This window comes from Humibacter antri (assembly GCF_054777235.1).
In genome coordinates this window covers 1-25,392 of record NZ_BAAHAW010000012.1, presented here as the reverse complement: position 1 = coordinate 25,392, position 25,392 = coordinate 1, and the positions used below count along the sequence as shown (strand labels likewise).

The following is a 25,392-nucleotide window of genomic DNA, read 5'->3' as shown; positions in this document are numbered from 1 at the left end:
GAATCTGCACCGTGAGGCCCTGGGCCATCAAGCCCCAACTCAAACCCCACCCTCATAGGGTCTGAGCGGTCAGTGGATCCCGCCGGTGGCGAGCGAGAGCATCCGCTTCAGGCCGGCATCCGTGTCGCCGCGTCGTTGCGACGCCCACGCCACCGACGAGACGAGCGCGAACAGGTCGCGCGGTTCCACGTCATCGCGGATCACACCCGCGTCCTTCGCCCGGGCGACCAGCAGGCTCGTCGTGTCGACCAGGGGCCGGCACGTGTTGCGCAGTGGCGAGTCGTCGGTGCGGAACGACGCCGCGATCGACTCCGGCAGGTTGTCGTAGGTGCGCAGGTGGTTCGCGAGTGCGAGCATCCACTCGTCGAGGGCCGTTCCGGGATCATCGGATGCCGTCAGCTGTTCCGACAGCGCCGCCAGACGGTCGAGGCTCCCGCTGAGGGCCGCCGCGATGAGTCCGTCGCGGCTGGGGAAGTGCCGGTACAGCGTGCCGGGGCCGACGCCGGCGCGGCAGGCGATGTCGTCGAGCGAGGTGAGCACGCCGCGCTCGGCGAACGCGTCGCTCGCGACCTCGACGATGTGGTCGTAGTTTCGTTGCGCGTCGGCTCTCATCGGCCGCGACGCCAGTGCGACGGCGCCCATCTCGATTCGCTTCCCTTCACCCGCGTGAACGCGGTGTTCGCAGTGAGTGAGACCGGAATGTCACACGCTGCGTGCAGACTGTCCGAACGCGACCCTCGGGTCGACAGCTCCAGGCTAGGCGCCACGAGTCCGTTCGCCGAGGACGAACAGCAACTCGTTGACAAAGCGGAGACAGCCTCCGTATTGCTTGTTTACCTACCGGAGAGTTCCTCCGGATATCACTCAGGGTAACTCATGGCCCGCTCTGCGGCCGGACAGTGATCCATTTCCCCAACTCGCGACGACGAAGCGCATCCGGCGATCGTCCCGCGCGTCGTCGGCGCTTCCGATCGCACCGCTCCCACTTCCGATCGCACCACTCCAACGACACCGCACGTCACTCCACCTGAGGGGACCGCCAGACATGGCCGACACTGCACTCGTTCCACCCACCGACGGCATCCGGCTGCCCGAACGCACGGCATCCGGCTCCCGCACCTCCGACACAGCATCCCGAGCGGATGCCCGCACCACCCGGTTCCGCACGCTCGGCCTGGTCGTCGTGTTCGTCACGCAGCTCATGCTCGTGGTCGACGCCAGCATCGTGAACGTGGCGCTGCCCGACATTCAGAAGGCGCTCGGCTTCACGCCGGTGGGTCTGTCGTGGGTGGTCACGGCCTATGCGCTCGCATTCGCCGGTCTCATGCTGCTCAGCGGCAAGGTCGGATCGATGATCGGCGCGAAGCGCGCACTCATCATCGGAACGCTCGTCTTCATCCTCGCCTCGGCAGCCGGCGGCCTCGCACCCACCGCGGAGATCCTGGTCGCCGCGCGCGTGGTGCAGGGCATCGGCGCCGCGATCGCCGCACCGAGCACGCTCGTGCTCATCATGGCCAGCACCACGCCCGGCAAGCAGCGCAACCGCGCACTGTCGCTCTTCGTGCTCGCCTCCGGCAGCGGCGGCGCCATCGGGCTGATCCTCGGCGGCGTGCTCACCACCGGGTTCGGCTGGGAGTGGGTGATGTTCGTGAACGTGCCGGTGGGCATCCTCATCGTCATCGGGGCCCTGCTGTTCCTGCGCGAGACCGACCGCGAACATGCGCGTCTCGACGTGGGCGGCGCAGTCGCCTCGACGGTCGGCATGGTCGCCCTGATCTACGGCTTCACCACGGCTGCGAGCGCTGGCTGGACCGACCCGGTCACGTTGATCGCGTTCGGTGTCGCGCTGGTGTCGCTGCTCGCGCTGCTCCTGATCGAGCGCAGGCACCACAGCCCGGTCGTGCCGCTGCAGCTTTTCCGCGGACCGCGCAACGTGGCCCCACTGGTGGCCATGCTGCTCGTGCCGGCCGGCATGTTCGCGTTCTTCTACTTCATCACGCTGTTCACCCAGCAGGTGCTGCACTTCACGCCGCTCGCCACCGGCCTCTCACTGCTCCCCTTCGTGGTGACGCTTGTCACGGTGAGCCAGCTGGTTCCACGATTCCTGCCGCGCATCGGGGAGTGGGTCGTGGGCGCGATCGGGCTCGGGATGCTTGCGGGCGGGCTGCTCTGGCTCAGCACCCTGGACTCCCACGACTCGTTCCTGTCGGGCATCCTCGGTCCGATCCTGGTGATGGGCGTGGGCGCCGGCATGACATTCGCGCCGATCACCGCCATCGTGATGGACCGGGCACCGGAGGAGCACGTGAGTGCGGCATCCAGTGTGCTTCAAACGATGCAGCAGCTCGGCGGATCCATCGGCGTCGCGGCTCTCACCACCGTGTTCGTCTCGGTCACGGCGATGAGTGGCGAGGCCGGGGGCGTGGCAGCAGCCGTGCTCGGCGGCGCGGTGTTCGTGCTCATCGCGTTCGTGCTCTTCGCCCTCTGGGGCAGCAGGGTGCGGCAGGAGTCGTCCGAGGAGGATTCCCCGGCGCCGGCCGCGCACTGAGGAGGCGAGAGCCGCGGGTCGCGGGCGATGAAGAGGGATCGGCATCCGCTACGAAGCATCGGGTAGCGGATGCCGATCGCTGTGCCGCATCGACGGGATGGCGTCGCACGAGCGTGAGCGCATTCAGCGCGGCCGTCGCGAACGCCTGGACGGACTCTCAGCAGGAGCGCGGCGACTCTGGAGCTTCTCCGAGGAACATGCGTTTGCATAGGCGTGGCAGCGTCGCCGCGTTCCGATCCATTCGAGGTCGGGCGCGAGCAGCAGACATCCGCGAACGGCAGACATCCGCGAGCCGCGCCTCCTCGCCGTTCCTCCAGGAGTCCCGTGTCACCGACGCTTGCGTCCGACCGCATTGCCGAGACCAGCACCGCCATCCACCCTGTGCTCACCGAGCGCTTCAGCCCGCGGGCATTCGACGCCAGCGAGCCGATCGACGAGACGAAACTCGTCGCGGCCCTCGAAGCTGCGCGCTGGTCGCCGTCGGCGGCGAACACGCAGCCGTGGCGGTTCATCGTGGCGCGCCGCGGCACTCCGGCGTTCGACACCATCGTCGCCGGTCTGATGGGCTTCAACCAGTTCTGGGCGGTCAACGCCGGTGCGCTCATCGTCGGGCTCGCCGCTCGCACGACAGAAGACGGTCGGCCGCTGCGCTGGGCCGAATACGATCTCGGCCAGGCGCTCGCGCACTTCAGCATGCAGGCGCACTACGACGGCCTGCACGTGCACCAGATGGGCGGATTCGCCGCCGACGAGCTGCGCGACGCGTTCGCCGTGAACGAGCGCTTCGACCTCGTCAGCGTCACGGCCGTCGGTGTGCTGGGCGACGTCGACGACCTCCCTGAGAACACCCGCGAGCGCGAGCGCGCGCCGCGCACGCGGTTGCCGCTGGAAGAGCTGCTGCTCGTCGACGCGTGACACCCGTCGCACCCGAGTAGAAGCGCTCAGACCCCCTCGAGCACCCGCGCGGCGAACGCGGCGACGTGCTCGCGCAGCCCCTCGATGCGCTCGGCGCGCGCGGCCTCCACGTCGTATCCCTGATATGGAGCCGGATGCCTGCGACGCACGTTCGCCGAGCACTCGAAGTTCTCGCACACGAGGGTGTCGCCGTTGCGTCCGGCCTTGCCCGCCCGCTTGGCCGCGTAGAACGCGACGTCGTTCGGCAGGTGCACGTCTTCACACCATGAGCACTGGGACTTGTGCCGACTGCGGGCATCCGCTCGCTTGAGAAGGATGCCCACCGGGGAGTCGGCGAGTCGCACGACGACGTAGGCGAGACCGTCGTGCTTGCGGTCGCGCCATCCGAGGTAGTCGAGATCGTTCCAGTCATGGTCGGCGAAGTCGGAGGGCAGGGTGAGGTTGTTGCGTTCGCGGAGAGTGGCGTTGACGAAGCACGCGCGGATCTCCCGCTCGGTCACGGGAAGCATGGGGAATTCCTGTCTGGATTCGTGGCCGACCATGCGGCCGGATTCGTGGAGGAACGAAGCGATTGCACCGCTTCGACGGCGCAGAAGCGCCGGTGCGCGGAGAGCGCGCGGCCCGCAGAGGGGCAGGCACAGGCACACGGGCGCAGAGGCACGGGCACGCAGGCACCGGCCGGTGCTGAGCCGTTATCTGCCGCTGGCGCGGACGCCGGCGACCTCCTCACGCCCCGAGGGCGACACGAATTCCAGGGAATGCATCCGGGCAGCCTATCAACAGTGCATCCACGCCGCCGAGTCGGTCACACCTACCGCGTGCGTGCATGGCGACGCCGCACGGCGCGTCCGGCGAGCACGAGGCAACCGAGCAAGAGCGCGAGTGCCGCGAGCATCCCGGTGCCGACGGCATCCTCCGGCAGCCCCGTCGCGGCGATGGCGGACGCCTCGGCGGCCGCGGCCTGCGAAAGCACGCTGGTGCCCGCCGAGAGGTACAGCGGTTCGCCGTCTGATCCGGTGCCCGCAGCGACGAACGTATGAGCGCCGGATGCCTGCGCGGGAACGGCCACTGCTGCGGTGATGCGCCCCGCGGCGTCCGCCGTCACCGTACCGAGCGATGTCGGCGACGAGTAGAAGCCGAGGTTCACCGTCGCGAAGGCCGCGAAACCGTCACCGGTCACCGTCAACACCTGCGATGGCTGCACCTGCGCCGGCACCCCGCCGAGCGCGCCCGCGCCCGCCGGTGGCAACAACGGCAGGGGAACGACTGGTGCATTCTGCACGGTGAGCGTCATGGTCTGGCTTTCGGCCGGCCCGAACCCGTTCGAGGCGACGATCGTGAGGTTCACGGCACCTGCGGCATCCGTCGTCGTCCCCGCGATCGTTGCGGTGCCGTCGCCGTTGTCGGTGAAGGCGAGGCCGTTCGGAAGTGCTCCGGTCAGGGTGATCGCAGGAGCAGGGTAGGCGTGACCGGTGGTGACCGTGAAGCTTCCGTCGACGCCGCGGGTGAAGAGCGAATCGGGCCGGCTCGTGAAGGCCGGCGCCTCGTTCACCGTGATCGTCACGTGCTGAGCCACGACGGCCGTGCCGCCGACGGTCGTGATGACGACGGGGTACACGCCCCCGGACCCCGTGGCCGGGATGCCCGAGATGAGGCCTGATCCGTTGCCGTCATCGGTGAACGAGACTCCGGCCGGCAGTGCGCCGGAGAGCGTCAGTACCGAAGGAACGGGGTAGGCGTGCGAGGTCGTCACGGGGAACGACAGGGTCGCGCCTGCGCTGCCCGAGATGGCGTTCGCGCTGGTGAACCCGGGAGCTTCGTTCACCGTCAACACGAAGTTCTGCCGCACATCTGATTCGAACGCGTTAGACGCGTGCAGGGTGAAGGCGTAGGTTCCCCCGGAGCCGGCCGGCGGCTCGCCGGTCAGCGTGCTGCCGGCCAGCGTCAGCCAGGCAGGCAGGCCAGTCGCGGTGAGCGACGGCACGGGATGCCCCGACATGGCGACGTCGAAAGTCTGCGTTCCGCCGCCTACGGTGAACGTCGTCGCGCTGCTGCTCGTGAATGCGGGGCCTGTGCCGACAGCGAGTGTTGCCGCAGCACTCGTCGCGCTGCCGACCGAGTTCGCGAAGACGACGCGGTACTGGTTGCCGTCCTCCGACAGGTTGGCGGTGAACGAGTACGTCGGGGCCGTGGCGCCGACGATGTCGGTGAAGGTCGCACCCCCGTTCGTCGACACCTGCCATTGCGCGGCCGGCGCCGGGAAGCCTTCGGCCGTTGCCGAGAACGAGACCTGCGTGCCGGAATTCGCGGATGCCGGCACGGGCGCGAGCGTGATGGCCGGAGCCTCGTGGACCGTGAGTGAGAAGGTCTGCACGGCCGCCGAGCCGAAGCCGTTGGCCGCCGTCAACGTGAACGAGTACGTTCCGCCGGAACCCGCGGGAGGAATGCCCACGAGTTGGTCGCCGGCGTTGAGGGTCAGCCAGGCGGGCAGCCCGGTCGCGGTCACCGTCGGAGCGGGGGATCCGCTGGTCGTCACGTCGAAGGATCCGGCCGTGCCGACCGTGAACGACGCCGAAGCGACGCTGGTGAAGCTCGGCTGGATGCCGACCCGCAGCGTGGCAGCGTTCGTCGCGGCGGTTCCGGCGGAGTTCGTGAACACCGCACGGTACTGGTTGCCGGATTGCGCAAGCGCGGCAGGGAACGAGAGAGTGCCATCGGTGGCACCGCTGACATCGGTGAACGAAGCACCGCTATCGCCCGAGACCTGCCATTGCACTGTCGGGGTGGGGTATCCGGTGGCCGTGGCGGAGAAGGACGCCGTCGAGCCCGGCACCGCGACGATGTCGCTCGGTGCAGCGGTGACGACAGGCGCAGCGGTGACGATGAGCGTGAACTGCTCGGTGGCATCGGGTTTCACACCGTTCGACGCCGTCAGTGTGAAGGTGAAGCTTCCGGTCGTGCCGGCCGGGGCGGTACCCGCCAGCGCTGCGCCGCTCACGGCGACCCACGTGGGCTGGCCGGAGACCGAGAGCGTGGGAGCCGGAGATCCGGTGCTCGAGATCGGCACCGAGAACGCGGCGCCGGAGGCGACGGAGGCGGACGCGGCACCCGTGAACGCCGGAGCTGTCGCCTGGCCGACGGTCACCGTCACGCTTTGGCCATCGAGTCGCGCGGTGATCTGCGCGGAGCCCGACCCTCCGGCCGTGTACGTCGTCGTGGCGGCACCCGAATCGAAAGCACCCGATGCGGCGCTCAGCGAGCCTCCTCCGGAGAGGGCCCACCCGACGGAAGCGGCCGAGAACGCGCCGAGGCCGGCAGCGGGAACGGATGCCCCACTCGAATCGCTGAGCAGGTCGGCGGTGATGACTGATGTCGTTGCGGGCGACTGGATGAGCACAGGGTCCGCACTCACGTGCAGCTGCAGCCACGGCGTGTAGGCACTCGCGGCGAGGCCGTTCACCGCGTCGCATCCGGTCGTGCCGGGGCCTGCGTTGCAGCCCCACCAGTTCGTTCCGGCGTTCGTCGCGCCCTGAGCGTCCAGCGCCGCGGCACCTGTGTTGCCCGCGATGCGATTGTCATGCGCCGTGAGCGTGGCCGTTCCCTGCACCGCCATTGCCGCTCCGGCCGCCCCCGATCCGGCGACCGAGTTGCCGGTGAACGTGGATGCCGTGACTGTGGCACCGCCGACCCCGATGAGGACGGCACCGCCGATGCCATCGGCGCCGGAGGCGACCTGGTTCGAAACGAACGTCGACCCGCTGATGGTCGCCGACGGCGAACCGCCCTGGCCCGTGACGTACACGGCGCCGCCGCCGATCGTCGCGTTCGTTCCGGGACCCGCGGTGTTTCCGGTGAAGGTGGATGCGCTGATCGCCAGTGACTGCCCGGAGCCCGTTGCAGAGTATGAGATCGCACCGCCGGAACTGCCGTAGGCGGTGTTGTCCGTGAACGTGCTGCCCGTGACGCTCAACGATCCGCCCTGGAACAGGATGGCTCCGCCCGTGACCGTCGTGTTGTACTGGCCCGGCTTGTTCGCCGAGTTGCTCGTGAACGTGCTGTTCGAGACCGTGAGGGTGTCGACTCCCGTGCCGCCGGAACCTGCGACTATCGCTCCGCCGCCATAGAGCGTGTCGTTTCCGTGCGCGAACTCCACTCCGTCGACCGCGACGGTCACATTGCCCACCAGGCCCGGGTCGAGCGTGAAGATCTGCACGGTTCCGCCGCCGTCGATGACCGGCAGGCCGGTTCCCTCGATCGTGATGTCGGCGCCCGACGCGGTTCCGACGTCGAGCGTCGAACCGATCGAATACGTGCCGGCGGGCACCTGGATCGTCACGGGACCGGTCATGTTGTTCGCGACGCAGAGCGCGATTCGCAGCGAGACGGCCCCCGTTGGCGGCGTCGATCCACACGTGCCCGCCGGAAGATCCTGAGTCGTGTTGACCGTGATCGTCGCACCGGAAACGGCGTTCGCCGCCGGCGCCGCCAGGGCCGAACCGGCGATCGCCAGCGCAGCGGCGATGACCGAGGCGACGATCCGCCCGCGGTGCGGGCGGATTACGGACGCGGTGGGGTGCCTCATGGCGCACCAATCTGTGGTCGCGATGCCGCCGCACGCGATCGAAGAGGACGCACAGCATGCGCGGCATGCCCGAACGTGCCGCGGTCATCATGCTCCCAGAGCACGGGTCCCTCGGTCATGGCCGGGGCATCCCCAGTATGGGTCACAGCGGCCGATCAGGTGCACGCGTTCCCACTACGCTGCAAAGCGTTCACTTTCCGCTCATGACCGATCGGGGCCGTCATGACGACGCTGTCGAGGCGCACCGCCGTGCTCGGCGCCGCCGCCTTCGCAGGACTCGGTGCGTTGGGTGTGACGGCGGTGCCCGCATTGGCGCGGTCGGCCGTCGCCCGACCGGAGAGGCCCCACCTCCCCGTCGAGGAATCCGGCACGACGACGTCCCCTGAATCCCTCGCCGATTCCGGGGACGGATTGCGGGCGGCCTTCACCGCCTCGATCGGCGCGACCTTTCGTGCCGTACACGACGGACTCACCCGTACTCTGACGCTCGTCGCGGTCGACGATGTGGTGGGTGCCGTGGATGCCCGGGATGCCTTCCGGCTCACGTTCGACGGCGTTCTGGCCGCCGACGGAATCCACACGATCAGCGCCGCGAACGTGCGACCGCTCGAGCTGTATCTCGGCAACGTCGGATCGGCGGCCGACCGAGGTGCCGAGGCGATCATCGACCGGCGGCAGCTGTGACGCATCCACCGGCACACCCATGACGGTCATAGTGCGAGACGAGTGCCCGGATGATCGCGCCGACGTCGACCGCATCATCAGCGCCGACATCGCGACGCAGTTCGCCGCCGCAGGCATTCCGGAGCACACGGCGGGTCCGCTGCTGTCGCTGCAGACGACGGCGCAACGCGAGCAGCACCGCCTGGCGTATCCACATGCCCGATTCCTGGTGCTCCTGTGCGAGGGCCTGGTAGTGGGAAGGCTGGTGCTCGACGGCGGTGACGTCTCCGACGCCCGCTCGGGCATTCGCATCGTCGACATCGCAGTGGCACCCGAGGCCCGCCGAACAGGCGTGGCCCGTACGGCACTCCGGCACGTCTGCCGCGAGGCGGATGCCCGACAGGTCGCGGTCGAGCTGGCGGTCTGGGCCGACAACACCCCGGCCATCAGGCTCTACCGTGGATTCGGCTTCGGCGAGGTGGGGTCCGAGGACTCCGGCCGCCTCTCGATGCGCAGATCACCCAGACACGCTACGACGGCCACGACGACGAACGTGACCGAGAGGAGAGCTCGATGAGCGAACCGTATGTGGGCGAGATCCGTATGTTCACGGGCAACTTCGCCCCGGTGAACTGGGCGATCTGCGATGGCAGCATCGTGTCCATCGCCCAATACGACACCTTGTTCCAACTGCTCGGCACCACGTACGGCGGAGATGGCCAGAACACGTTCGCGCTTCCGGACCTCCGCGGAAGAGCGCCCTTACACGCAGGCACCTCTGCCGGATACACGGTGCAGCAAGGGCAAGCGGCGGGTGTGGAGCAGGTGACGATCGTGGCGTCCCAGTTGCCGGACCATTCCCATTCCGCGATGGGCTCCAGCCAGCCTGCCAACCGCACATCGCCGGCGGGCAACGTGTGGGCCGCATGGGCCGACAATCCCTACAGCGACGACGCGCCGTCTGCCGCGCTATCGCCCTCCGCACTCGGGCCCGCCGGGGGCAGTCAGGCGCACGACAACATGCCCCCGTTTCAGGTGATCAACTTCATCATCGCGCTCGCCGGCATCTACCCGAGCCCGAGCTGAAAGGAGCAGACCATGTCAGATCCCTATCTCGGCGAGATCCGCCTGATGGCGTTCGGGACTCCGCCCCGCAATTGGGCTCCCTGCAACGGCCAGTTGCTCGCCATCAGCCAGTACCAGGCGCTCTTCTCGGTGCTCGGCACCAGTTACGGAGGCAACGGCGTGACGAATTTCGCTCTGCCCGATCTTCGTACACGCACACCACGCGGCACCGACCCGAACCACCAGACGGGAATGCAAGGCGGCGAAACCGTGCATACCCTCACCGTGCAAGAGATGCCTGCTCACACGCATTCCGCGGCGACGGGCGGGAACGCGACTCAGGCTTCGCCGGCCGCCGCCTTCTGGGGCGGCACGACGGCGGCGGCCTACCAGGCGGCCGCACCCGACGTGGCGATGAGCGCGGCGTCCGTGACAGGCACCGGCTCGACGCAGCCGCACGAGAACATGCCACCGTTCCTCGGCCTCACGTTCGCGATCTCGCTGCAGGGCGTGTATCCGAGCCGGAGCTGACAGGTGGAGCAACCCTGCGCACGTCCCTCGCATCTACGACCACGGAGAACGACATGAGCGACCAGTTCCTCGGGGAGATCCGCATGTTCGCCGGCGGCTTCGCACCGACCGGGTGGGCGTTCTGCAACGGACAGCTCGTACCGATCGCGCAGTACACCGCGCTGTTCTCGCTGCTCGGCACGAACTACGGCGGAGACGGCAGGAGCACGTTCGCTCTTCCGAACCTGGGTGCGAGCATGCCGATCGGCGCGGGCGCGGGACCGGGTCTCTCTCCCCGCGACGTCGGTGAGCAGGGCGGATCGGAGACGGTCACGCTCGATCAGACGCAGATGCCGTCGCACTCGCACAGTGCGACAGCGGTTGCCGCGGCGGGCAATGGGAACACCCCGGCGGGAGCTACCTGGGCGCAGCCTCACCTCGGACGCGTGACCGACAAGGTGTACGCCGCCTCGCAGGCCGGCGGCGCCATGCATCCTCAGGCGCTGTCCATCGCCGGCGGCAGCCGGCCGCACAACAACCTGCCGCCGTATCTCGTCGTGTCGTTCATCATCGCGCTGCAAGGGGTCTTTCCGCAGAGGTCGTGACGCCTCCATGAGCGGCGCGTCAGGCGCCCGTTCGCGAATCAAAAGCCGCATGCCAGGACGACACGCCGTCATCCGCGAAAAAAACTCCGGCGAGTGCTCGCCCGACTCTTCCGCTGCACCCGAGCAGGGCCCTAGGGTGTCACCCAGGCTTGTCGTTTGACGCTGGGGGAGCGTGCACATGGCGAAACGGAACGTCGGGGGTATCCGCTCGGTGACGCGGCGCACGGTCATACTGGCCGGCGCACCGCAGTACGCGGGTGTGGCGATGGCGGCGAGCATCGTTCCCGCGGTTGCGCGGGCATCCGTTCCGGCTCGCGAGCTGTACGCGGATGCCGTCGGTCACCATTTCGAGGCGGCCGGCGAGCAGGGCAGTTATGAGCTCACCCTCGCGTCCGTCGAGGAGCTGGCCGGCCACGCGACGCGCGCCGGAACCAGGTTCGGACTGATGTTCACGGCGCCTTCGACTCCGCCGCCCGCGGGTGTGTACCGCCTCACCGAGATCACGTCATGTGCGGTTCCGGATGCCCAACTCTTCATCGCGGGCTCCGCAGGTTCGCGTCGCGCGGCTCGTCGCCACTCCTCGAGCAGCACCGGCCGGCGCCCGTGATCGCCGCCGCCGACCTGCGCTACCGTCCCACGATCGCCACCGACGGCCCGGCGCTCTTCAAACTTTTCGAGCAGGTGCACACCACCGAGATCGCGACGCTCGCCGTCGACGCGGCCACGCGAGCGGCGTTCGCGAGCATGCAGTACGTCGAGCAGCGGGTACGCACGTCTGCCGAGTTTCCGGATGCCGTCGATGTCGCCATCGAGAACGGCGACAGACTGTGCGGGCGCATGATGTCGGTGATGCGCGACGGAGGCCTCCAGCTCATCCAGCTCGGCGTGCTCGTCGAGCATCGCCGCCAGGGCATCGGCACGCAGGCCATGCGGCGTCTCGCGCGCATCGCCGAGGAGCACGGATGCCCGATCTGGCTTCGCGCGGACGCCGCCAGCGCAGGCTGCCGCGACTTTCTGGAACGCGTCGGCTTCAGCGTGACCGGTCATGGCGGCCGGCTCCTCGTGGAGCCTGCCCGGGCGACCGCCGCCGCGTAGAGCCGTCCCGCTCTTCCGTTGGTTGAGCTTGTCGAAACCCCGCCTCCGCAGGTCACTGGTTTCGACAGGCTCAACCAACGGGAAGCGGGTTTCGACAAGCTCAACCAACGGGAAGCGGGTTTCGACAGGCTCAACCAACGGGGAGCGGGGGAGCCGGACGCGGGACGCGGGACGCTGGAAGCGGGAAGCGGGTTTCGACAGGCTCAACCAACGGGGAGAGGGGAAGCGGGACGCCGGACGCGGGACGCGACGAAGGCGCTCACTCGACCGGCGACACCTCGAGGTGCTCGCCGTCGACGGCGAGGTCCACCCGCACCGTGCTGCCGTCACGGATGCGCCCCTCCAGCAGCGCAGTCGCGAGGCGGTCGTCGATCTCGTGCTGCATCAGGCGGCGCAACGGACGCGCCCCGTAGATCGGGTCGTAGCCGCGTTCGGAGAGCCAGGCACGGGCATCCGGTGTCACGCCGAGCTCGAGCCTGCGCTCGTGCAGGCGAGCCTGCAGCCGGTCGATGTACAACGAGACGATCTCGCCGAGCTCCTCTTCACTGAGCGCGGAGAACACGACGATGTCGTCGAGCCGGTTCACGAACTCGGGTTTGAACTCCTGGCGCACCAGTGCCTGCACCTCCTCCTCCTTCTCGTGCCACGACATCGTGGGATCGATCAGAACGGACGAGCCCAGGTTCGACGTCAGGATCAGAATCGTGTTGCGAAAGTCGACTGTGCGGCCTTGGCCGTCGGTGAGGCGTCCGTCGTCGAGCACCTGCAGCAGGAGGTCGAACACCTCCGGGTGCGCCTTCTCGACCTCGTCGAGCAGGATGACGCCGTACGGGCGGCGTCGCACCGCCTCGGTGAGCTGCCCGCCCTGCTCGTAACCGATGTAGCCGGGAGGCGCCCCCACCAGACGGGACACGGTGTGCTTCTCGCCGTACTCGCTCATGTCGATGCGCACCATGGCGTGCTCGTCGTCGAACAGGAACTCGGCGAGCGCCTTCGCCAGCTCGGTCTTGCCCACGCCGGTCGGACCGAGGAACAGGAACGAGCCGGTCGGACGGTTCGGGTCGCTGATGCCGGCCCGGGAGCGGCGCACGGCGTCGGCCACCGCGTGCACGGCGCGCTTCTGCCCGATGAGTCGCCGTCCGAGCTCGCTCTCGAGGTTCAGCAGCTTCTCGGTCTCGCCCTGCATGAGACGGCCGACCGGGATGCCCGTCCAGGCCGCGATCACCGCCGCGATGTCTTCTTCGGTGACCTGCTCGTTCACCATGCGCGGCTCATCCGGTGCGTTCTCAGCCTGCTCGGCCGCGTCGAGATCGCGCTGCAGCTGCTTGATGGTCTCGTACTCGAGCTTGGATGCCTTCGCATAGTCGGCCTCGCGCAGCGCCCGATCACGTTCGGTGACGGCCTCGTCGAGCTTCTTCTTCAGGTCGCCGACACGGTTCAGGCTCATGCGCTCGCGCTCCCAGCGCGCCTCGAGCACTGCCAGCTCCCGCTCGCGCTGCACCAGCTCGTCGCGGAGCTTGGCGAGACGCTCCTTCGACGCCTCGTCCTTCTCCTTCTTCAGCGCCAGCTCCTCGAGCTTCATGCGGTCGACCTGACGCTTCAGCTGGTCGATCTCCACCGGCGACGAGTCGATCTCCATCTTGAGCCGACTCATCGCCTCGTCGATCAGGTCGATCGCCTTGTCGGGCAGCTGCCGCGCCGTGATGTAGCGGTTCGAGAGAGCCGCGGCCGCGACGAGCGCGGCATCCGAGATGGTCACTCCGTGGTGGGCCTCGTAACGCCCCTTCAGCCCGCGCAGGATCGCGACCGTGTCTTCGACGCCGGGCTCGCCGACGTACACCTGCTGGAAGCGGCGCTCGAGCGCGGCATCCTTCTCGATGTACTCGCGGTACTCGTCGAGCGTCGTCGCACCGATCAGGCGCAGTTCGCCGCGGGCGAGCATGGGCTTGAGCATGTTGGATGCCGCCACCGACCCCTCGCCGCCGCCTGCGCCCATCAGCAGATGCAGCTCGTCGACGAACGTGATGACCTCGCCGTTCGACTCGTCGACCTCTTTCAGCACGCTCTTCAGCCGCTCCTCGAACTGGCCGCGGTACATCGCACCGGCCACGAGCGCGGAGATGTCGAGCGAGACGAGCCGCTTGTTCTTCAGCGATTCGGCGACATCGCCGGCGACGATGCGCTGGGCGAGGCCCTCGACGACGGCAGTCTTGCCGACGCCGGGCTCGCCGATCAGCACCGGATTGTTCTTGGTACGTCTGGTCAGCACCTGGCTGACCCGGCGGATCTCGGAGTCGCGACCGATCACCGGGTCGAGCTTGCCCGTCTTGGCCAGCTCGGTGAGGTCCACTCCGTACTGTTCGAGCGCGCTCTTCTGCTCCTCCTGGCTGGAGGGCGCGCCCTGCATGTTCGCCATCTACTTCTCCCCTTTACAGTGGCGCAGCATCCGTCACGACGGCATCGTGTCGTGTCAGCACGATTCTGCGCCGGCCGGATGCCCGCACAAACTTGAGTCTACATAACTCAAGTTTGACCTCTCGGCGGGTATTCCCGCGCCCGCGCAAGCGGCCGGGCCGACGCGATCTGAGGATCCGCTATGCCCACGCGAGGCGAGGGGCGCATGCTGGAAAGGTGAACGCGATGCGGCGGGAGGCCCTGCGCACCGCGACCGGCGGTGGCAGGTCGTGGACGGCCGCATGGCGCTCGATCGTCGAGTCACGCACGCATCGCGCTGTGCACGATCTGCACCTCGCTGCCGAGCGCGGCGACAGCGCACGCGTGGCATCACTGCTGGCGCCGAACGTCGCCGTCGTGGTCGATGCCGGCGACGACGAGCATCCGCATGCGCAGATCGTTCGCGGCACCGACGACGCCGTAATGGTGCTCTTGCACGGCTTGGCGCACCAGCCAGGGGTGATCGTCCTGGAACGCCCGGTGAACGACCAGCCGGGCCTCGTGCTGCAGCGGGACGGCGAGCCGATCGCGGTGATGACGATCGACTTCATGGCTCGTCTCGCCGTCGTGCTGTGGATCAGGCTGCGCCCGGCGAAGCTCCGGCACTGGATGCACGTGTAGCGGCCGGACGAGTCGGCCGGAACATCGATCGGCGGCCGTTGCACAGATCTGGCAAACGCCGAGGCGACGAATCGCCGCTCTCATGATCGCGGCCATCGCTACGGTCAAGGGGCTCGCCCTCTTCACCACGAATTCGGCCGACCACGCCGGACTGGACGACCTGGTATCGGTTGTCCAGTCCGGCGCGGCCAGACGATTGACCTAGAGCCCTGTTCGGTCACCCGGCCGAGCGGTTGCGGCGGCTCAGCGCGTCGACCGTGACGGCCGCGAGCAGCACGAGCGCCGTGACCATCAACTGTATGGCTGCGGAGAGATTGAGCAGCCCCATCCCGTTGTAGATCGTCGCGACGATCAGCCCGCCGAGCAGGGCGTGCACGATCTTGCCACGGCCGCCGAACAGACTGGTGCCCCCGATGACCGCAGCGGCCACGGCGAGCAGCACGTACTGGCCGCCGTCGACGTTGCTGGAGATCGATCCCAGGCGGGACGCGTAGAAGATGCCGGCGGCACCAGCGGTCAGGCTGGCCAGCGCGAACGCGACGACTCTGACCCACGAGATGTTGATGCCGGCCCTGCGCGCGGCCTCGGCGTTGCCGCCGATCGCGTAGACGTAGCGCCCGAAGCGGGTGTGGGAGAGCAGGAACGTCCAGCCGAAGACGATGGCCAGCACGATCGGGACCGCCCAGGGCACGCCCGTGCTCGCACTGCAGATGAGCACGAGAACGATGCCCGCAACGGCGATCAGCACGATCTTGATGATGCTGAGGCCGAGCGGCTGGGTGACCAGTCCGCCCGCGCGGCGACGACGGTCGCGCATCAGCGTGACGGCCGCGTAGGCGATCACGACGACAGCGAGCACGATCCACGACACGACCGCGTTCAGATACCCGTACGCGATGTTGTTGATGACCTGGTTCGCGACCGACATCGTTCCACCACTCGATGCGCCAGCCAGCAGGTTGATGAGGAAGATCAGCACGCCCTGCAGACCGAGCAGACCGGCGAGCGTGACGATGAACGAGGGGATGCGCAGTCGCGTGATGAGCAATCCCCAGACGATCCCGATGATGGCAGCGACTGCAAGGCCCAGCAGCACACCCACGTACCAGGGCGCGTGATAGGGCGAGCCGGTGATCCAGACCGCGAACACGGCGCCGATGGCCCCGGTGAACCCGAGGGCCAAGTCGATTTCGCCGAGCAGCAGCACGAACACCTCGGCCACGCCGAACAGCACGTAGACCGACGCCTGCACCATCAGGTTGATGATGTTGTTCGGCGACAGGAACACAGGGTTCGTGACCTGGAAGATGATGATGATGACGATCAGCCCGCCGATGACCGGCAGCACGCCGCTTTCGCCGGTTCGCACTCGCACCAGCCAAGCCCGGGCGTACCCGCTCAGGGTTCCCGACGCGAGTTCGGGCACCCCGGCCAGCACCCCGGCGGGAACCGTGGCCTCTTTCGGCGGCGGAACGGCCTGCTTCTGAGTCGACGACATTCAGTGCCCCTTGTCCGATTCGCCCGAGAGTTTCCCGGTGGTGATGAGCTCGACGGTCTTTCCCACAGTCAGCTCGGCGATGGGCGCCGATCGGGCGAGGGTGCCGAGATGCATGACCGCGATGCGATCGGCGACCTGGAACACGTCGTTGAGGTTGTGCGAGACCACCAGCACTGCGATGCCCCGCGAGCTGAGCCGCTCGATGGTCTGCAGCACCATCGCTGTCTGCGCCACGCCGAGAGCGGCGGTCGGCTCGTCCATGATGACGAGCTTCGCGTCCCACATCACGGCCCGTGCGACGGCGACGGCCTGTCGTTGACCGCCGGAGAGCGAGGAGACCGGCTGGCGGATCGACTTCACCGTCGTCACCGACAGATCACTCAGCGTCTGCTTGGCCCTGGTCTCCATCGAGGCCTCGTCGAGCAGGCGGCCGTAGTGCAGGTTCTCGCGCCCGAGGAACATGTTCTGCACGATGTCGAGGTTGTCGCAGAGGGCGAGGTCCTGGTAGACGGTCTCGATCCCGAGCGCCGAGGAGTCGTGGGGGCTCCCGATGTGCACGGGTGCGCCGTCCCACAGAATCTGCCCGCCGTCGTACGGATGGATTCCCGCGATCACCTTGATCAGTGTCGACTTGCCCGCGCCGTTGTCGCCCACGAGAGCCGTGACCTGGCCGGCCGGAACGTCGAGGTCGATGCCGTTCAGCGCAAGCACCGGACCGAAGTGCTTGGTGATTCCCTGCAGCCGCAGCAACGGCGTTCCCTCAGCCACGTTTCCGACCTGGTCCGCGGTCGGAAGCGAAGCTGTCTGTTTTTCGCTCACTTGTCTTCTCTCACTATCGCGACTTCGTCGCTCAAAAGCTCGAACGGGACGGCCGCGCGAGCTGACTCGCGCGGCCCCTGTTCCATCGCCCTACGGCTTGATCCCCGCCGCGGTGCACTCCGACGTGTACGCCGATGTGCACAGTTGCGAGGCCGGCACGAAGTTGTCGGCGATGACCGTCGAGTTCATGTTGGCCGTTGTCACCCATTCCGGCTTCAGCAGCACCGACGGCACCGAGGTCTTGCTCGTGGTGTCGGCGGTCGAACCGTTGACCAGACCACTCGGCGGGGTGTCGCCCGCCCGCAGGTACATCGCCAGCGCGGCGGCGGCCTGAGCCTCCAGGTAGATCGGCTTGTACGCCGTTCCGCATTGGTAGCCCGTCAGAATGTTCTGCAGACCGACGAGCGTGGCATCCTGCCCCGTGATCGGGAAGGACTTCGCCTTGATGCCGTGGTTCTTCAGGTACGTGATGATCGGCGCGGCGTTCTCGTCGTTGGGCACCAGGGCCGCGTTGGCGTTCGAGTGCGCGGTGTAGGCCTGGGTGAACTCGGTCGCCGCCGTCGGCGGGTCCCAGGTTCCGGCCGGCTCGGCGACCTTGGTCCATCCGCCCGAGGAGTACAGCGGGTTCAGCACCTTGTCATACCCCTGCGCGAACAGCGTCGCGTTGTTGTCGGTGGGGGCGCCCTTCATCTCGATGACGTTGGGCTTGGTCACACCCCAGTCCTTCGTGCAGGCGACCAGGCCGTTCCCGATCAATTCGCCGACCTTGACGTTGTCGAAGCTGACGTAATAGGCACGCGTGCCGCCCAACGTCAGCCGGTCGTAGTCGATGACCTTCGCCTGATGCTGGGTCGCGTACTGCTCGATCTTCGCGCCGACACCGGCATCCAACGGGTCGACGACGAGCACCTTGGCACCTGCCGTGATCGCCGTCTGAGCGTCGGTCAGCTGCGTCGCGTCGCTGCCCTGTGCGTTCTGCACGCTGAACTGGCTCGAAGTCAGCCCGGCCGTCTTGAACGCCTTCGTCAGGTAGGGGGCGTCGAACTCCGTGTAGCGCGCCGAGGTCACGGTGTCGGGAAGGATCACCGCGATGTTGCCCGATCCCTTCGACGCGAGCGGCTTGAGTTTCGCCATGCTGGAGAAGTCCCGCTGGAACGACGAGACCGTCAGCGCGGGAACATTGCCGGCGTTCGCCGACGCGCTTGATGTGGAGTTGCCGCTGGATGTGCCGGAGCATCCGGTCAGGAGGAGCGCCGTGCCGGCGATGATCGCCGCGACGCCCATTGAACTCTTGTATCGCAAGGAACTGACTCCTCTTCGTTGAGGCGGGCGCGGCACGATGAGCTGCGCGCATGGCGCAGGCGACGAGACGCGTGGTGTCCCCGCCAGCTGTGATCTGACAGATGCGACGCTAGGAGCCCGAGCATGAACGGGTAGTGAATAATCGGGCTTCGGCGTGAACAAACCGTAGAAATGCGCGCGCTGGAGCTTGGAGCGAAGACGCAGTGGGCCTCCGCCGCGACGCCAGCGCCGAGGCCGCTACGGTGCCTCGGTCTCCGCGACGCGTTCAGACCGCGGCGAACCGGTACCCGGCGCGCGGTTCGGTCACGATGAGCGGCGGCTGCCCGTCGACCTCGAGCTTCGATCGCAGTCGCCGCACGTACACCCGCAGGTACTCAGTCTCGGTCTCATACCCGGCGCCCCAGACCCGGCGCAGCAGCTGGGCATGCGGGATCAGCGCCCCGGGTCGCAGCGCGAGCTCGCGCAGCAGAGCGAACTCCGTCGGTGTCAGATGGATGGCCGCACCGTCGCGCTTCACCTGCTGTCTGTCGAGGTCGACCTCCAGGCCGTCGACCTCGATCACCGAAGGCTGATCGCCGCCAGTGGGCGCCGGCCGCGTTCGCCTCAACGTCGCGACGATGCGGGCCAGCAGCTCTTCGATGCCGAACGGCTTGGTCATGTAGTCGTCTGCCCCGGCGTTCAGCGCGGCTACCTTGTCGTGCTCGCCGCCGCGGGCTGACACCACGATGATGCCGATGCTGGAGCGCCCACGGATGCGCCGGCACAACTCGATGCCGTCTGCCGCCGGCAGCATCAGGTCGAGCAGCACGATGTCAGGCCGCTCCAGCTCGATCAGCCGCATCACGTCGCCGCCGTCGATGGAGACGAGCGCGTCGTAGCCTCGCACCGTCAGGTTGGCCCGGATCAGGTCGACGATGTTCGGGTCGTCCTCGACGAGCAGCACGGTGGTCAGGGCCGAACGGTCACGCATCCTCCACCTCCAGCGCCGGTGTACGGGATTCGACAGGCAGCCGGATCGCGTACCGGCTCCCCGGATGCATCGACTCACGGGTCAAAACGCCCTGGTGCACCGCCACGATGCCCCGCGTGATGGCGAGCCCCAGCCCCGCGCCGGCGCTCGCGTCACGCCAGGAGTGCAGCCGGGCATCCGTCTCGCGGTCCTCGCCGTCTCGCGACGGCCGGTCGGAGGCTCCAACCCCATCGTCGGTGACCGTGATGAGCACGTCGTCCGATCCGTCGCGGTGAACCTCCACCCTCACCGTCGTTCCGCGCGGATTGTGCCGAACGGCGTTGTCCATCAGGTTCATCATCACCTGCTCCAGGCGGTCGTGATCACCCCACACGACCGGCACATCGTCGTCGACCTGGATGTCTATGGCTGCGACCGCGGCCGGCGTCAGACACGAGCACGCGGCGTCGATCACCAGCCCCAGGTCGACCCAGTCGGGGCGCAGCCGCAGCATGCCGGACTCGATCATGGAGAAGTCGAGCAGGTCGTCGACGAGCCGGTGCATGCGTGCCGACTCGCTGCTGATGCGCGTCAGGAACTGGCGCTGCGAGGTGTCGTCCCAGACGACATCCGTCTGCATCAGGCTGGACGCATAGCCGTGGATCGCCGTGAGGGGCGTGCGCAGCTCGTGCGAGAGCCGGGCGAGGAACTGGCGCTGCAGGTCGTGCGACCGGCGCAGCGCGGCCATCTCGTGGCGTGCCAGCTCGGTGTCTTCGCGCTCCTGTGCGAGCAGGATCGAGTGGCCGGCATCTTCCAGCAGCACTCGATCCTCGGCGCCGGCGACGCGGTCGCGCCACTCGGCGACGAGCACAGAGGAGTCGGACAGGGGCACGACGAGACGAGACTCACCGACCGACGTCGGTCGCTGCCGCGCACCGGGAGCAGTGGCGCTGTCGTAGAGCGCGACCTCGTCGGCGTGCAACGCTTCGCGCAGGATGCGCAGGGTCGCCTCGATCCGGTCGGAGAGCGACTCTGCGCCGGCGAGCGTCTGCAGCACAGCGCGAATGCTCTCCAGCACGGTGTTGCGCGCCGTCAGCGTGGCCAGCAGCCGCTCCCGCTCGAGCGCGGCCGCCGCGTAGCCGGCGTACAGGTTGATCAGGTCGACCTGGTCGCCGCCGGGCGCGCCGGGCTCCCTATGGTAGACGCCGACGGATCCGCGCAACGCGCTTCCGCCGGAGAACGGGACGGCCCACCAGCTGGAGATGCCGGCATCCTCGAGCAGAGAACCGTACGGGGCGATGTCGCGGCTGGAAGCCACGTCGGCGTCCACGACGACGGCGCCGGCGGAGGCTGCGGCGACCAGCGGCACGTTCGCGGCGGAAAGCGGGATGCTGTGCCAGGCATCCTGCACCGCTGCAGGCAGCCCGACCGAGCACACGCACCTCAGCGCGTCACCCTCGATCACGTGCAGGCTGAGCCGCCAGGCGCCCAGCGCGGCGCCCAGCGTCGAGAGGATCAGTGCGAGCCCGGCGGACGCCCCCTCCGGGCTCAACCGGTCCGTGGACACCAGCCGGCCGGCGAGCCCGTGCAGGCGGGTCAGCTGCTGCCGGGGGGCGGAGGCTGCGTCGCGCCCCGCCATCAGTGCGAGCAGGTCGTCGGGATGCGAGCGCGCCGGGTCGAGCTGGGCGACCAGACGCCCGTGCCGCAGCACGGCCACGCGATCGGTGAGGCGGAAGAGCTGATCGACGTCGTGCGAGATGAGAACGATCGTGGTGCCCTGGGTGCGCAGGCGGTGGATGAGGTTCTCGACGTGCACGGAGTCGGCCTGGCCCAGCACGGCTGTCGGCTCGTCCAGGAGCAACAGCCGCGGAGGCGGCGTCACGGAACGCGCCAGCGCGAGCAGCTGCCGCTCCGCGGCCGTCAGCGACGCGGCCAGCCGACTCGTCTCAGCGATCGGGATGCCCAGCTCGTGCAGCACCGAGCGCGCCCGTTCGTGGAACTTCGATTCGGACATGAGCCAGGGGCGACGCTCCTTGCCGAGCATCAGGTTGGCGGCGACATCCAGATTGTCCGCGAGCTCCAGGTGCTGCCACACCACACCGATGCGCCCGTCGGCGATGGTCGACGACAACGGGCGCCGGCGCTTGCCGTCCAGCCACACCTGCCCGCGCGCCTCGCCGATGTCGCCGCAGAGACAGCGCAGCAGGGTGGACTTGCCCGCCCCGTTGTCACCGGCGATGCCGACGACCTCGCCGGCCGAGACATCCAGATCGACGTTCCGCAGGGCCGCGACGCGTCCATAGGTGACGGACAGCCCGCGCGCTCGGAGCACCGTCGTCTCCGACCGCGCCCGAGGACGCTGCGCCGACATATCGTCATTATCGATTCGGCACCTTGCGACGACGGGCTCACTCCCAGGCTCGCCAGGCGTTCGCATCGACGGCGCATTCACGTCTCATCGCGAACGCATTCACGACTCCCAGCGACGCCGGATGCGTGAGCTCGGCCGGCCCGGAGACTTGAGGCCAGTCCGCTGGTCGCCCTCGATCCACCGTGACCGGGCCCCGGCTGTGCGAGGTTTCAGCCGACGTCGCTCCGAGCGATGCCGGATAGGTTCGAAACGTGCTCATCTGGATCAACGGCGCCTTCGGTGCGGGCAAGACCCATACCGCGTTCGAGCTCCATCGCAGGCTGCCGAACGCCCACGTCGCCGATCCCGAACTGCTGGGCTTCGCGCTGCGGCGCACGCTGCCACCGGATGCCCGCCACGACTTCCAGGACCTGCCGCAGTGGCGATCAGCCGTCGTCGACACCTTGCAGCAGGCGGATGCCTCACACGTCGGCCCGGTGATCGTTCCGATGACGATCGTGCGCGACGACTACTTCGACGAGATCGTCGGCGGGTTGCGTTCTCGCGGCGTCGAGCTGCGGCACTACGCGCTGATCGCCGGCCCCGAGACGCTTCGTCGTCGGCTCGGCACGCGGATCGCGTCTTTCCCCTTCGGCCTCCGCGGCGAAACGTGGGCCATCCAGCAGATCCCGCGCTGCGTCGCCGCGCTGGCCCGGGAGCGCTACGCGACGCAGGTGGCGACGGATGATCGCAGCACCGACGAGGTCGTCGAGTGGATCGCTGACGACGCCGGGCTCGAGCTCACCCGACCGCGGCTCGCCCCGTGGCGCTACCAGCTGCGCCGGGTGCGCGTCGGGGTGGCGCACATCCGGTAGGGGTGTTATCACGGTGCATAGCACAGAGTAGCACCCAGTGCTACGCTCCCACTATGAACGCACCGCACGAGGTCAGCCAGCGCGACCTGAGGCTTCGGTCGCGGGAGATCATGGACGCTGTCGAGCATGGCTCGTCGTTCACGGTCACGAGAGACGGACGCGGCATCGGAGAACTGATTCCACTTCGCCACCGCGCGCGATTCGTCCCTCGGGATGAGTTCCTTGCGCTTGGCGCCGGCACAGGCGCGATCGACTCAGACCGATTCCGCGCAGACACCGATGCTGCGATGGACCCCGAACTCGCCGATCCGTATGTCCGGTAACGCGCCAGGAGGCATATTTCCCTGGCAGCGCGGACTGCTCGACACGAACATCCTGATCCACTGGGACCGGCTGAATGCCGATGAGCTACCGCAAGAAGCCGCCATCTGCACGATCACCCTGGCCGAACTATCGGCAGGTGTAAACCTCGCCTCTGGCGAGAATGCTGTCGCGGAGAGAGCGCGACGTATCGCCGTCCTGCAACGAGTCGAGCATGGGTTCGACCCGATCCCCTTCGAAGCAGACGCTGCGCGAATGTTCGGACAGCTCTCCGCCGCCATCGCTCAGATCGGCCGCACGCCGCGGCGGCGTGTTGCCGATCTCATGATCGCCGCTGTCGCAGCGGTCAACGGCCTCGCCCTGTTCACGACCAATCCAGCGGACTACGAGGGGTTGGGCGACCTCGTCACAGTCGTCGCGGTGGCGCGACCTGACGACGCCATATAACACCGGGCACGCGAGGACCTCCGAGGACAGCGACGGTTGCCTACCCGGCGAGCGCATCCTCCTCGGCGACGCTGCCCTTCCACGACCAGGGGAAATCGATCCACAGGCCGGTCTCCCGCCAGGAGTAGTCCGGCATCGCGATCGATCCGGGCTTGGTGTAGATCGTCGCGGAGCGCACCTCCGCTCCCTGATCGCGGAGCAGTTCGACGGCCAATGCCAGGGTGCGTCCGCTGTCTGCGACGTCGTCCACCAGCAGCACGCGGCGGCCGGCGAGGAACTCGAGGTCGAGCTCGGGCGGAAGCACGGTCGGGGCATCCAGAACCTCGCCGATTCCCGTGTAGAACTCGACGTTGAGAGCGCCGCAGCTCTTCACGCCGAGCCCGTATGCGACGGCGCCGGCCGGCAGAAGGCCGCCGCGCGCGATGGCCACCACGACTTCCGGCACGAACCCGTCGGCGAGGATGCGCCGGGCAAGATCGCGCGTCGCCTCGCCGAAGCCGTCCCAGGTCAGGTGCTCTCGCTCAGGCATCGCTTCGGTCACTGGTTCTCCTGTCGTAGGTGAATCAAGAGTACGGGGCGGCGGGTGCGAGCTCGCCGGGCGGAGAGCGGCCGTGCGGATCGCCCGGGCTCACCGCACGTCTGCTTCAATGACCGCATGACGCCTGCCCCATTCGCCGCAGTGCCCAAGGCCACCCCTGGCGACCGCGTAGCGGTCCTGTCGCCCGCTTTCGCCGCACCCGCGGTGTCGGCGGCCGTGCACGAGCAGGCGATGCGGCGGCTCACGGAGTCGACGGGGCTGATTCCGGTCGAGTACCCGACCACGCGTCAGCTCGGAGCGAGTGCCGAGGCGCGCGCAGCCGACGTCAACGCGGCCTTCGCGGATGCGAGCATCCGCGCCGTGCTCGCGACGGTCGGCGGCGACGATCAGGTCACGGTCATCCGGTACCTCGACGACGAAGTGATCGCCGCGAACCCCAAGCCTTTCCTCGGATACAGCGACAACACGAACCTGCACAATCACCTGTGGCGCCTGGGCGTGCCCAGCTTCTACGGCGGATCGACGCAGGTTCACCTCGGAGCGGGTCCGGGGATCGACGACATCCATCTGCGCTCGCTGCGGGCCGCTCTCCTCGACGGCGGCGAGATCGACGTCACGGAGCCGGGCGAATCGGAGGATTTCGGCGTGCCGTGGACCGATCCTCGCGCCCTGACCGAGTTCGGAGCGCGCGAGCCAACGGAGCCGTGGGTGTGGGCCGGGCCCTCGCGCTCGGTCGCCGGCCGCACCTGGGGCGGATGCATCGAGGTGCTCGACCAGGTCGCTGTCGCAGACCGGATGCCCGCCGCCGACGACCTCGACGGCGCGATCCTGCTGCTGGAGACGAGCGAGGAGCTCCCCGATGCAGACCAGGTCATGCGGTGGGTGCGCGGGCTCGGCGAGCGCGGCAACCTTTCCCGCGTCGCAGGCGTTCTCGTCGCCCGCCCGCCGGTCAGTGCGCTCGGCCTGCCGGTGCCGTCAGCGGATCAACGCGCACGGCTGCGGGTCGCCCAGCGTGAGGCCGTCATCGAGCAGGTCACGCACTACAACCCGGATGCCGTCGTCTGCGTGGGCGTGCCGTTCGGGCATACCAGGCCGCAGTGGATCGTGCCGTACGGCGGGACGATTCGGTTGGACGGCGGCGCGCGCACCGTGACGGCGGACTACAGCTGATATGTAGCGTGTTTTGTCAAGTGGGCAGGGGTGAAGCGCTGCCGGGCTGGCGTGTCCGGCAGCGC

General features: G+C 68.3%; 24 protein-coding genes. 14 read left to right on the top strand and 10 right to left on the bottom strand.

Going from position 1 to position 25,392, the window contains the following annotated elements; genetic code table 11:
* Positions 1 to 69: 69 nt before the first annotated feature.
* Positions 70 to 642: a TetR/AcrR family transcriptional regulator gene (locus ACYVDK_RS05525; RefSeq protein WP_460519126.1), complete on the bottom strand. Its 573-nt coding sequence runs from the start codon at positions 640 to 642 to the stop codon at positions 70 to 72.
* Positions 643 to 1,045: 403 nt separating this feature from the next.
* Here ACYVDK_RS05525 and ACYVDK_RS05520 point away from each other — a divergent pair, with 403 nt between their 5' ends.
* Together ACYVDK_RS05520 and ACYVDK_RS05515 are read left to right on the top strand one after the other, a co-directional pair.
* A complete protein-coding gene (locus ACYVDK_RS05520; RefSeq protein WP_460519123.1) occupies positions 1,046 to 2,548 on the top strand; it encodes an MFS transporter in 1,503 nt (500 codons plus the stop codon).
* A gap of 324 nt (positions 2,549 to 2,872) precedes the next feature.
* Complete coding sequence (locus ACYVDK_RS05515) at positions 2,873 to 3,463, top strand: nitroreductase family protein (protein WP_460519120.1); 591 nt, start codon at positions 2,873 to 2,875, stop codon at positions 3,461 to 3,463.
* A 26-nt stretch (positions 3,464 to 3,489) separates the two neighbouring features.
* Here the strand turns inward: ACYVDK_RS05515 and ACYVDK_RS05510 are convergent, their stop codons facing one another.
* Both ACYVDK_RS05510 and ACYVDK_RS05505 read right to left on the bottom strand, forming a co-directional pair.
* Entirely contained in the window at positions 3,490 to 3,972 is a 483-nt protein-coding gene (locus tag ACYVDK_RS05510) for an FBP domain-containing protein (RefSeq protein ID WP_460519118.1), read from the bottom strand.
* A gap of 302 nt (positions 3,973 to 4,274) precedes the next feature.
* Positions 4,275 to 8,045: a beta strand repeat-containing protein gene (locus ACYVDK_RS05505; protein WP_460519116.1), complete on the bottom strand. Its 3,771-nt coding sequence runs from the start codon at positions 8,043 to 8,045 to the stop codon at positions 4,275 to 4,277.
* Positions 8,046 to 8,267: 222 nt separating this feature from the next.
* On the opposite strand from ACYVDK_RS05505, the gene ACYVDK_RS05500 reads away from it, so the two are divergent.
* From ACYVDK_RS05500 to ACYVDK_RS05470, 7 genes are all read left to right on the top strand, one after another.
* Entirely contained in the window at positions 8,268 to 8,729 is a 462-nt protein-coding gene (locus tag ACYVDK_RS05500; RefSeq protein ID WP_460519113.1) for a DUF6916 family protein, read from the top strand.
* 19 nt (positions 8,730 to 8,748) lie between these two features.
* Positions 8,749 to 9,285 (top strand): GNAT family N-acetyltransferase, encoded by a 537-nt coding sequence (locus ACYVDK_RS05495; RefSeq protein WP_460519110.1) that lies wholly within the window; start codon positions 8,749 to 8,751, stop codon positions 9,283 to 9,285.
* Positions 9,282 to 9,794: a phage tail protein gene (locus ACYVDK_RS05490; RefSeq protein ID WP_460519107.1), complete on the top strand. Its 513-nt coding sequence runs from the start codon at positions 9,282 to 9,284 to the stop codon at positions 9,792 to 9,794. The genes ACYVDK_RS05495 and ACYVDK_RS05490 overlap by 4 nt, the downstream gene beginning before the upstream one ends.
* A gap of 12 nt (positions 9,795 to 9,806) precedes the next feature.
* Positions 9,807 to 10,304, top strand: coding sequence for a phage tail protein (locus tag ACYVDK_RS05485; protein WP_460519105.1), 498 nt, complete (start codon positions 9,807 to 9,809; stop codon positions 10,302 to 10,304).
* A gap of 53 nt (positions 10,305 to 10,357) precedes the next feature.
* On the top strand, positions 10,358 to 10,888 hold the full coding sequence (locus ACYVDK_RS05480) for a phage tail protein (RefSeq protein ID WP_460519102.1): 531 nt from the start codon (positions 10,358 to 10,360) through the stop codon (positions 10,886 to 10,888).
* 178 nt (positions 10,889 to 11,066) lie between these two features.
* A complete protein-coding gene (locus ACYVDK_RS05475; protein ID WP_460519100.1) occupies positions 11,067 to 11,495 on the top strand; it encodes a DUF6916 family protein in 429 nt (142 codons plus the stop codon).
* Entirely contained in the window at positions 11,492 to 11,983 is a 492-nt protein-coding gene (locus tag ACYVDK_RS05470; RefSeq protein WP_460519097.1) for a GNAT family N-acetyltransferase, read from the top strand. The genes ACYVDK_RS05475 and ACYVDK_RS05470 overlap by 4 nt, the downstream gene beginning before the upstream one ends.
* A gap of 259 nt (positions 11,984 to 12,242) precedes the next feature.
* Here the strand turns inward: ACYVDK_RS05470 and ACYVDK_RS05465 are convergent, their stop codons facing one another.
* Positions 12,243 to 14,399, bottom strand: a complete 2,157-nt coding sequence (locus ACYVDK_RS05465; RefSeq protein ID WP_460519095.1) for an ATP-dependent Clp protease ATP-binding subunit — start codon at positions 14,397 to 14,399, stop codon at positions 12,243 to 12,245.
* A gap of 224 nt (positions 14,400 to 14,623) precedes the next feature.
* Here ACYVDK_RS05465 and ACYVDK_RS05460 point away from each other — a divergent pair, with 224 nt between their 5' ends.
* Entirely contained in the window at positions 14,624 to 15,058 is a 435-nt protein-coding gene (locus ACYVDK_RS05460; RefSeq protein ID WP_460519092.1) for a sigma-70 family RNA polymerase sigma factor family protein, read from the top strand.
* A gap of 217 nt (positions 15,059 to 15,275) precedes the next feature.
* Here the strand turns inward: ACYVDK_RS05460 and ACYVDK_RS05455 are convergent, their stop codons facing one another.
* The 5 genes from ACYVDK_RS05455 to ACYVDK_RS05435 form a co-directional block, all read right to left on the bottom strand.
* A complete protein-coding gene (locus ACYVDK_RS05455; RefSeq protein WP_460519089.1) occupies positions 15,276 to 16,556 on the bottom strand; it encodes a sugar ABC transporter permease in 1,281 nt (426 codons plus the stop codon).
* Positions 16,557 to 17,375, bottom strand: coding sequence for a sugar ABC transporter ATP-binding protein (locus ACYVDK_RS05450; protein WP_460519087.1), 819 nt, complete (start codon positions 17,373 to 17,375; stop codon positions 16,557 to 16,559). It abuts the gene before it with no gap.
* 90 nt (positions 17,376 to 17,465) lie between these two features.
* A complete protein-coding gene (locus tag ACYVDK_RS05445; protein WP_460519084.1) occupies positions 17,466 to 18,659 on the bottom strand; it encodes a sugar ABC transporter substrate-binding protein in 1,194 nt (397 codons plus the stop codon).
* 283 nt (positions 18,660 to 18,942) lie between these two features.
* Positions 18,943 to 19,647 carry a response regulator gene (locus ACYVDK_RS05440; protein WP_460519082.1) on the bottom strand — a complete coding sequence of 235 codons (705 nt, stop codon included), beginning with the start codon at positions 19,645 to 19,647 and terminating at the stop codon, positions 18,943 to 18,945.
* Positions 19,640 to 21,997 carry an ATP-binding cassette domain-containing protein gene (locus ACYVDK_RS05435; protein ID WP_460519080.1) on the bottom strand — a complete coding sequence of 786 codons (2,358 nt, stop codon included), beginning with the start codon at positions 21,995 to 21,997 and terminating at the stop codon, positions 19,640 to 19,642. Before ACYVDK_RS05435 ends, ACYVDK_RS05440 begins: the two co-directional genes overlap by 8 nt.
* A 251-nt stretch (positions 21,998 to 22,248) precedes the next feature.
* On the opposite strand from ACYVDK_RS05435, the gene ACYVDK_RS05430 reads away from it, so the two are divergent.
* From ACYVDK_RS05430 to ACYVDK_RS05420, 3 genes are read left to right on the top strand one after another with little or no spacing between them, the layout of a single operon-like run.
* Positions 22,249 to 22,851, top strand: a complete 603-nt coding sequence (locus ACYVDK_RS05430) for an ATP-binding protein (RefSeq protein ID WP_460519077.1) — start codon at positions 22,249 to 22,251, stop codon at positions 22,849 to 22,851.
* A gap of 53 nt (positions 22,852 to 22,904) precedes the next feature.
* The gene (locus tag ACYVDK_RS05425) at positions 22,905 to 23,174 is read left to right on the top strand and encodes a type II toxin-antitoxin system Phd/YefM family antitoxin (RefSeq protein ID WP_460519074.1); all 270 of its coding nucleotides are present in this window, start codon (positions 22,905 to 22,907) and stop codon (positions 23,172 to 23,174) included.
* Entirely contained in the window at positions 23,164 to 23,619 is a 456-nt protein-coding gene (locus tag ACYVDK_RS05420; RefSeq protein ID WP_460519071.1) for a type II toxin-antitoxin system VapC family toxin, read from the top strand. Before ACYVDK_RS05425 ends, ACYVDK_RS05420 begins: the two co-directional genes overlap by 11 nt.
* Before the next feature lie 40 nt (positions 23,620 to 23,659).
* Here ACYVDK_RS05420 and ACYVDK_RS05415 read toward each other — a convergent pair whose 3' ends face one another.
* Entirely contained in the window at positions 23,660 to 24,148 is a 489-nt protein-coding gene (locus tag ACYVDK_RS05415; RefSeq protein WP_460519129.1) for a phosphoribosyltransferase, read from the bottom strand.
* A gap of 126 nt (positions 24,149 to 24,274) precedes the next feature.
* Between ACYVDK_RS05415 and ACYVDK_RS05410 the strand changes: the two genes are divergently transcribed.
* On the top strand, positions 24,275 to 25,327 hold the full coding sequence (locus tag ACYVDK_RS05410) for a S66 family peptidase (RefSeq protein WP_460519068.1): 1,053 nt from the start codon (positions 24,275 to 24,277) through the stop codon (positions 25,325 to 25,327).
* Positions 25,328 to 25,392: the final 65 nt, after the last annotated feature.

Coding starts and splice junctions, on each gene's coding strand:
- ACYVDK_RS05525 (WP_460519126.1), bottom strand. CDS start 642: ATGGGCGCCGTCGCACTGGCGTCGCGGCCGATGAGAGCCGACGCGCAA.
- ACYVDK_RS05465 (WP_460519095.1), bottom strand. CDS start 14,399: ATGGCGAACATGCAGGGCGCGCCCTCCAGCCAGGAGGAGCAGAAGAGC.
- ACYVDK_RS05480 (WP_460519102.1), top strand. CDS start 10,358: ATGAGCGACCAGTTCCTCGGGGAGATCCGCATGTTCGCCGGCGGCTTC.
- ACYVDK_RS05500 (WP_460519113.1), top strand. CDS start 8,268: ATGACGACGCTGTCGAGGCGCACCGCCGTGCTCGGCGCCGCCGCCTTC.
- ACYVDK_RS05420 (WP_460519071.1), top strand. CDS start 23,164: ATGTCCGGTAACGCGCCAGGAGGCATATTTCCCTGGCAGCGCGGACTG.
- ACYVDK_RS05505 (WP_460519116.1), bottom strand. CDS start 8,045: ATGAGGCACCCCACCGCGTCCGTAATCCGCCCGCACCGCGGGCGGATC.
- ACYVDK_RS05425 (WP_460519074.1), top strand. CDS start 22,905: ATGAACGCACCGCACGAGGTCAGCCAGCGCGACCTGAGGCTTCGGTCG.
- ACYVDK_RS05415 (WP_460519129.1), bottom strand. CDS start 24,148: ATGCCTGAGCGAGAGCACCTGACCTGGGACGGCTTCGGCGAGGCGACG.
- ACYVDK_RS05510 (WP_460519118.1), bottom strand. CDS start 3,972: ATGCTTCCCGTGACCGAGCGGGAGATCCGCGCGTGCTTCGTCAACGCC.
- ACYVDK_RS05520 (WP_460519123.1), top strand. CDS start 1,046: ATGGCCGACACTGCACTCGTTCCACCCACCGACGGCATCCGGCTGCCC.
- ACYVDK_RS05485 (WP_460519105.1), top strand. CDS start 9,807: ATGTCAGATCCCTATCTCGGCGAGATCCGCCTGATGGCGTTCGGGACT.
- ACYVDK_RS05455 (WP_460519089.1), bottom strand. CDS start 16,556: ATGTCGTCGACTCAGAAGCAGGCCGTTCCGCCGCCGAAAGAGGCCACG.
- ACYVDK_RS05495 (WP_460519110.1), top strand. CDS start 8,749: ATGACGGTCATAGTGCGAGACGAGTGCCCGGATGATCGCGCCGACGTC.
- ACYVDK_RS05475 (WP_460519100.1), top strand. CDS start 11,067: ATGGCGAAACGGAACGTCGGGGGTATCCGCTCGGTGACGCGGCGCACG.
- ACYVDK_RS05410 (WP_460519068.1), top strand. CDS start 24,275: ATGACGCCTGCCCCATTCGCCGCAGTGCCCAAGGCCACCCCTGGCGAC.
- ACYVDK_RS05490 (WP_460519107.1), top strand. CDS start 9,282: ATGAGCGAACCGTATGTGGGCGAGATCCGTATGTTCACGGGCAACTTC.
- ACYVDK_RS05440 (WP_460519082.1), bottom strand. CDS start 19,647: ATGCGTGACCGTTCGGCCCTGACCACCGTGCTGCTCGTCGAGGACGAC.
- ACYVDK_RS05445 (WP_460519084.1), bottom strand. CDS start 18,659: ATGGGCGTCGCGGCGATCATCGCCGGCACGGCGCTCCTCCTGACCGGA.
- ACYVDK_RS05460 (WP_460519092.1), top strand. CDS start 14,624: ATGCGGCGGGAGGCCCTGCGCACCGCGACCGGCGGTGGCAGGTCGTGG.
- ACYVDK_RS05435 (WP_460519080.1), bottom strand. CDS start 21,997: ATGTCGGCGCAGCGTCCTCGGGCGCGGTCGGAGACGACGGTGCTCCGA.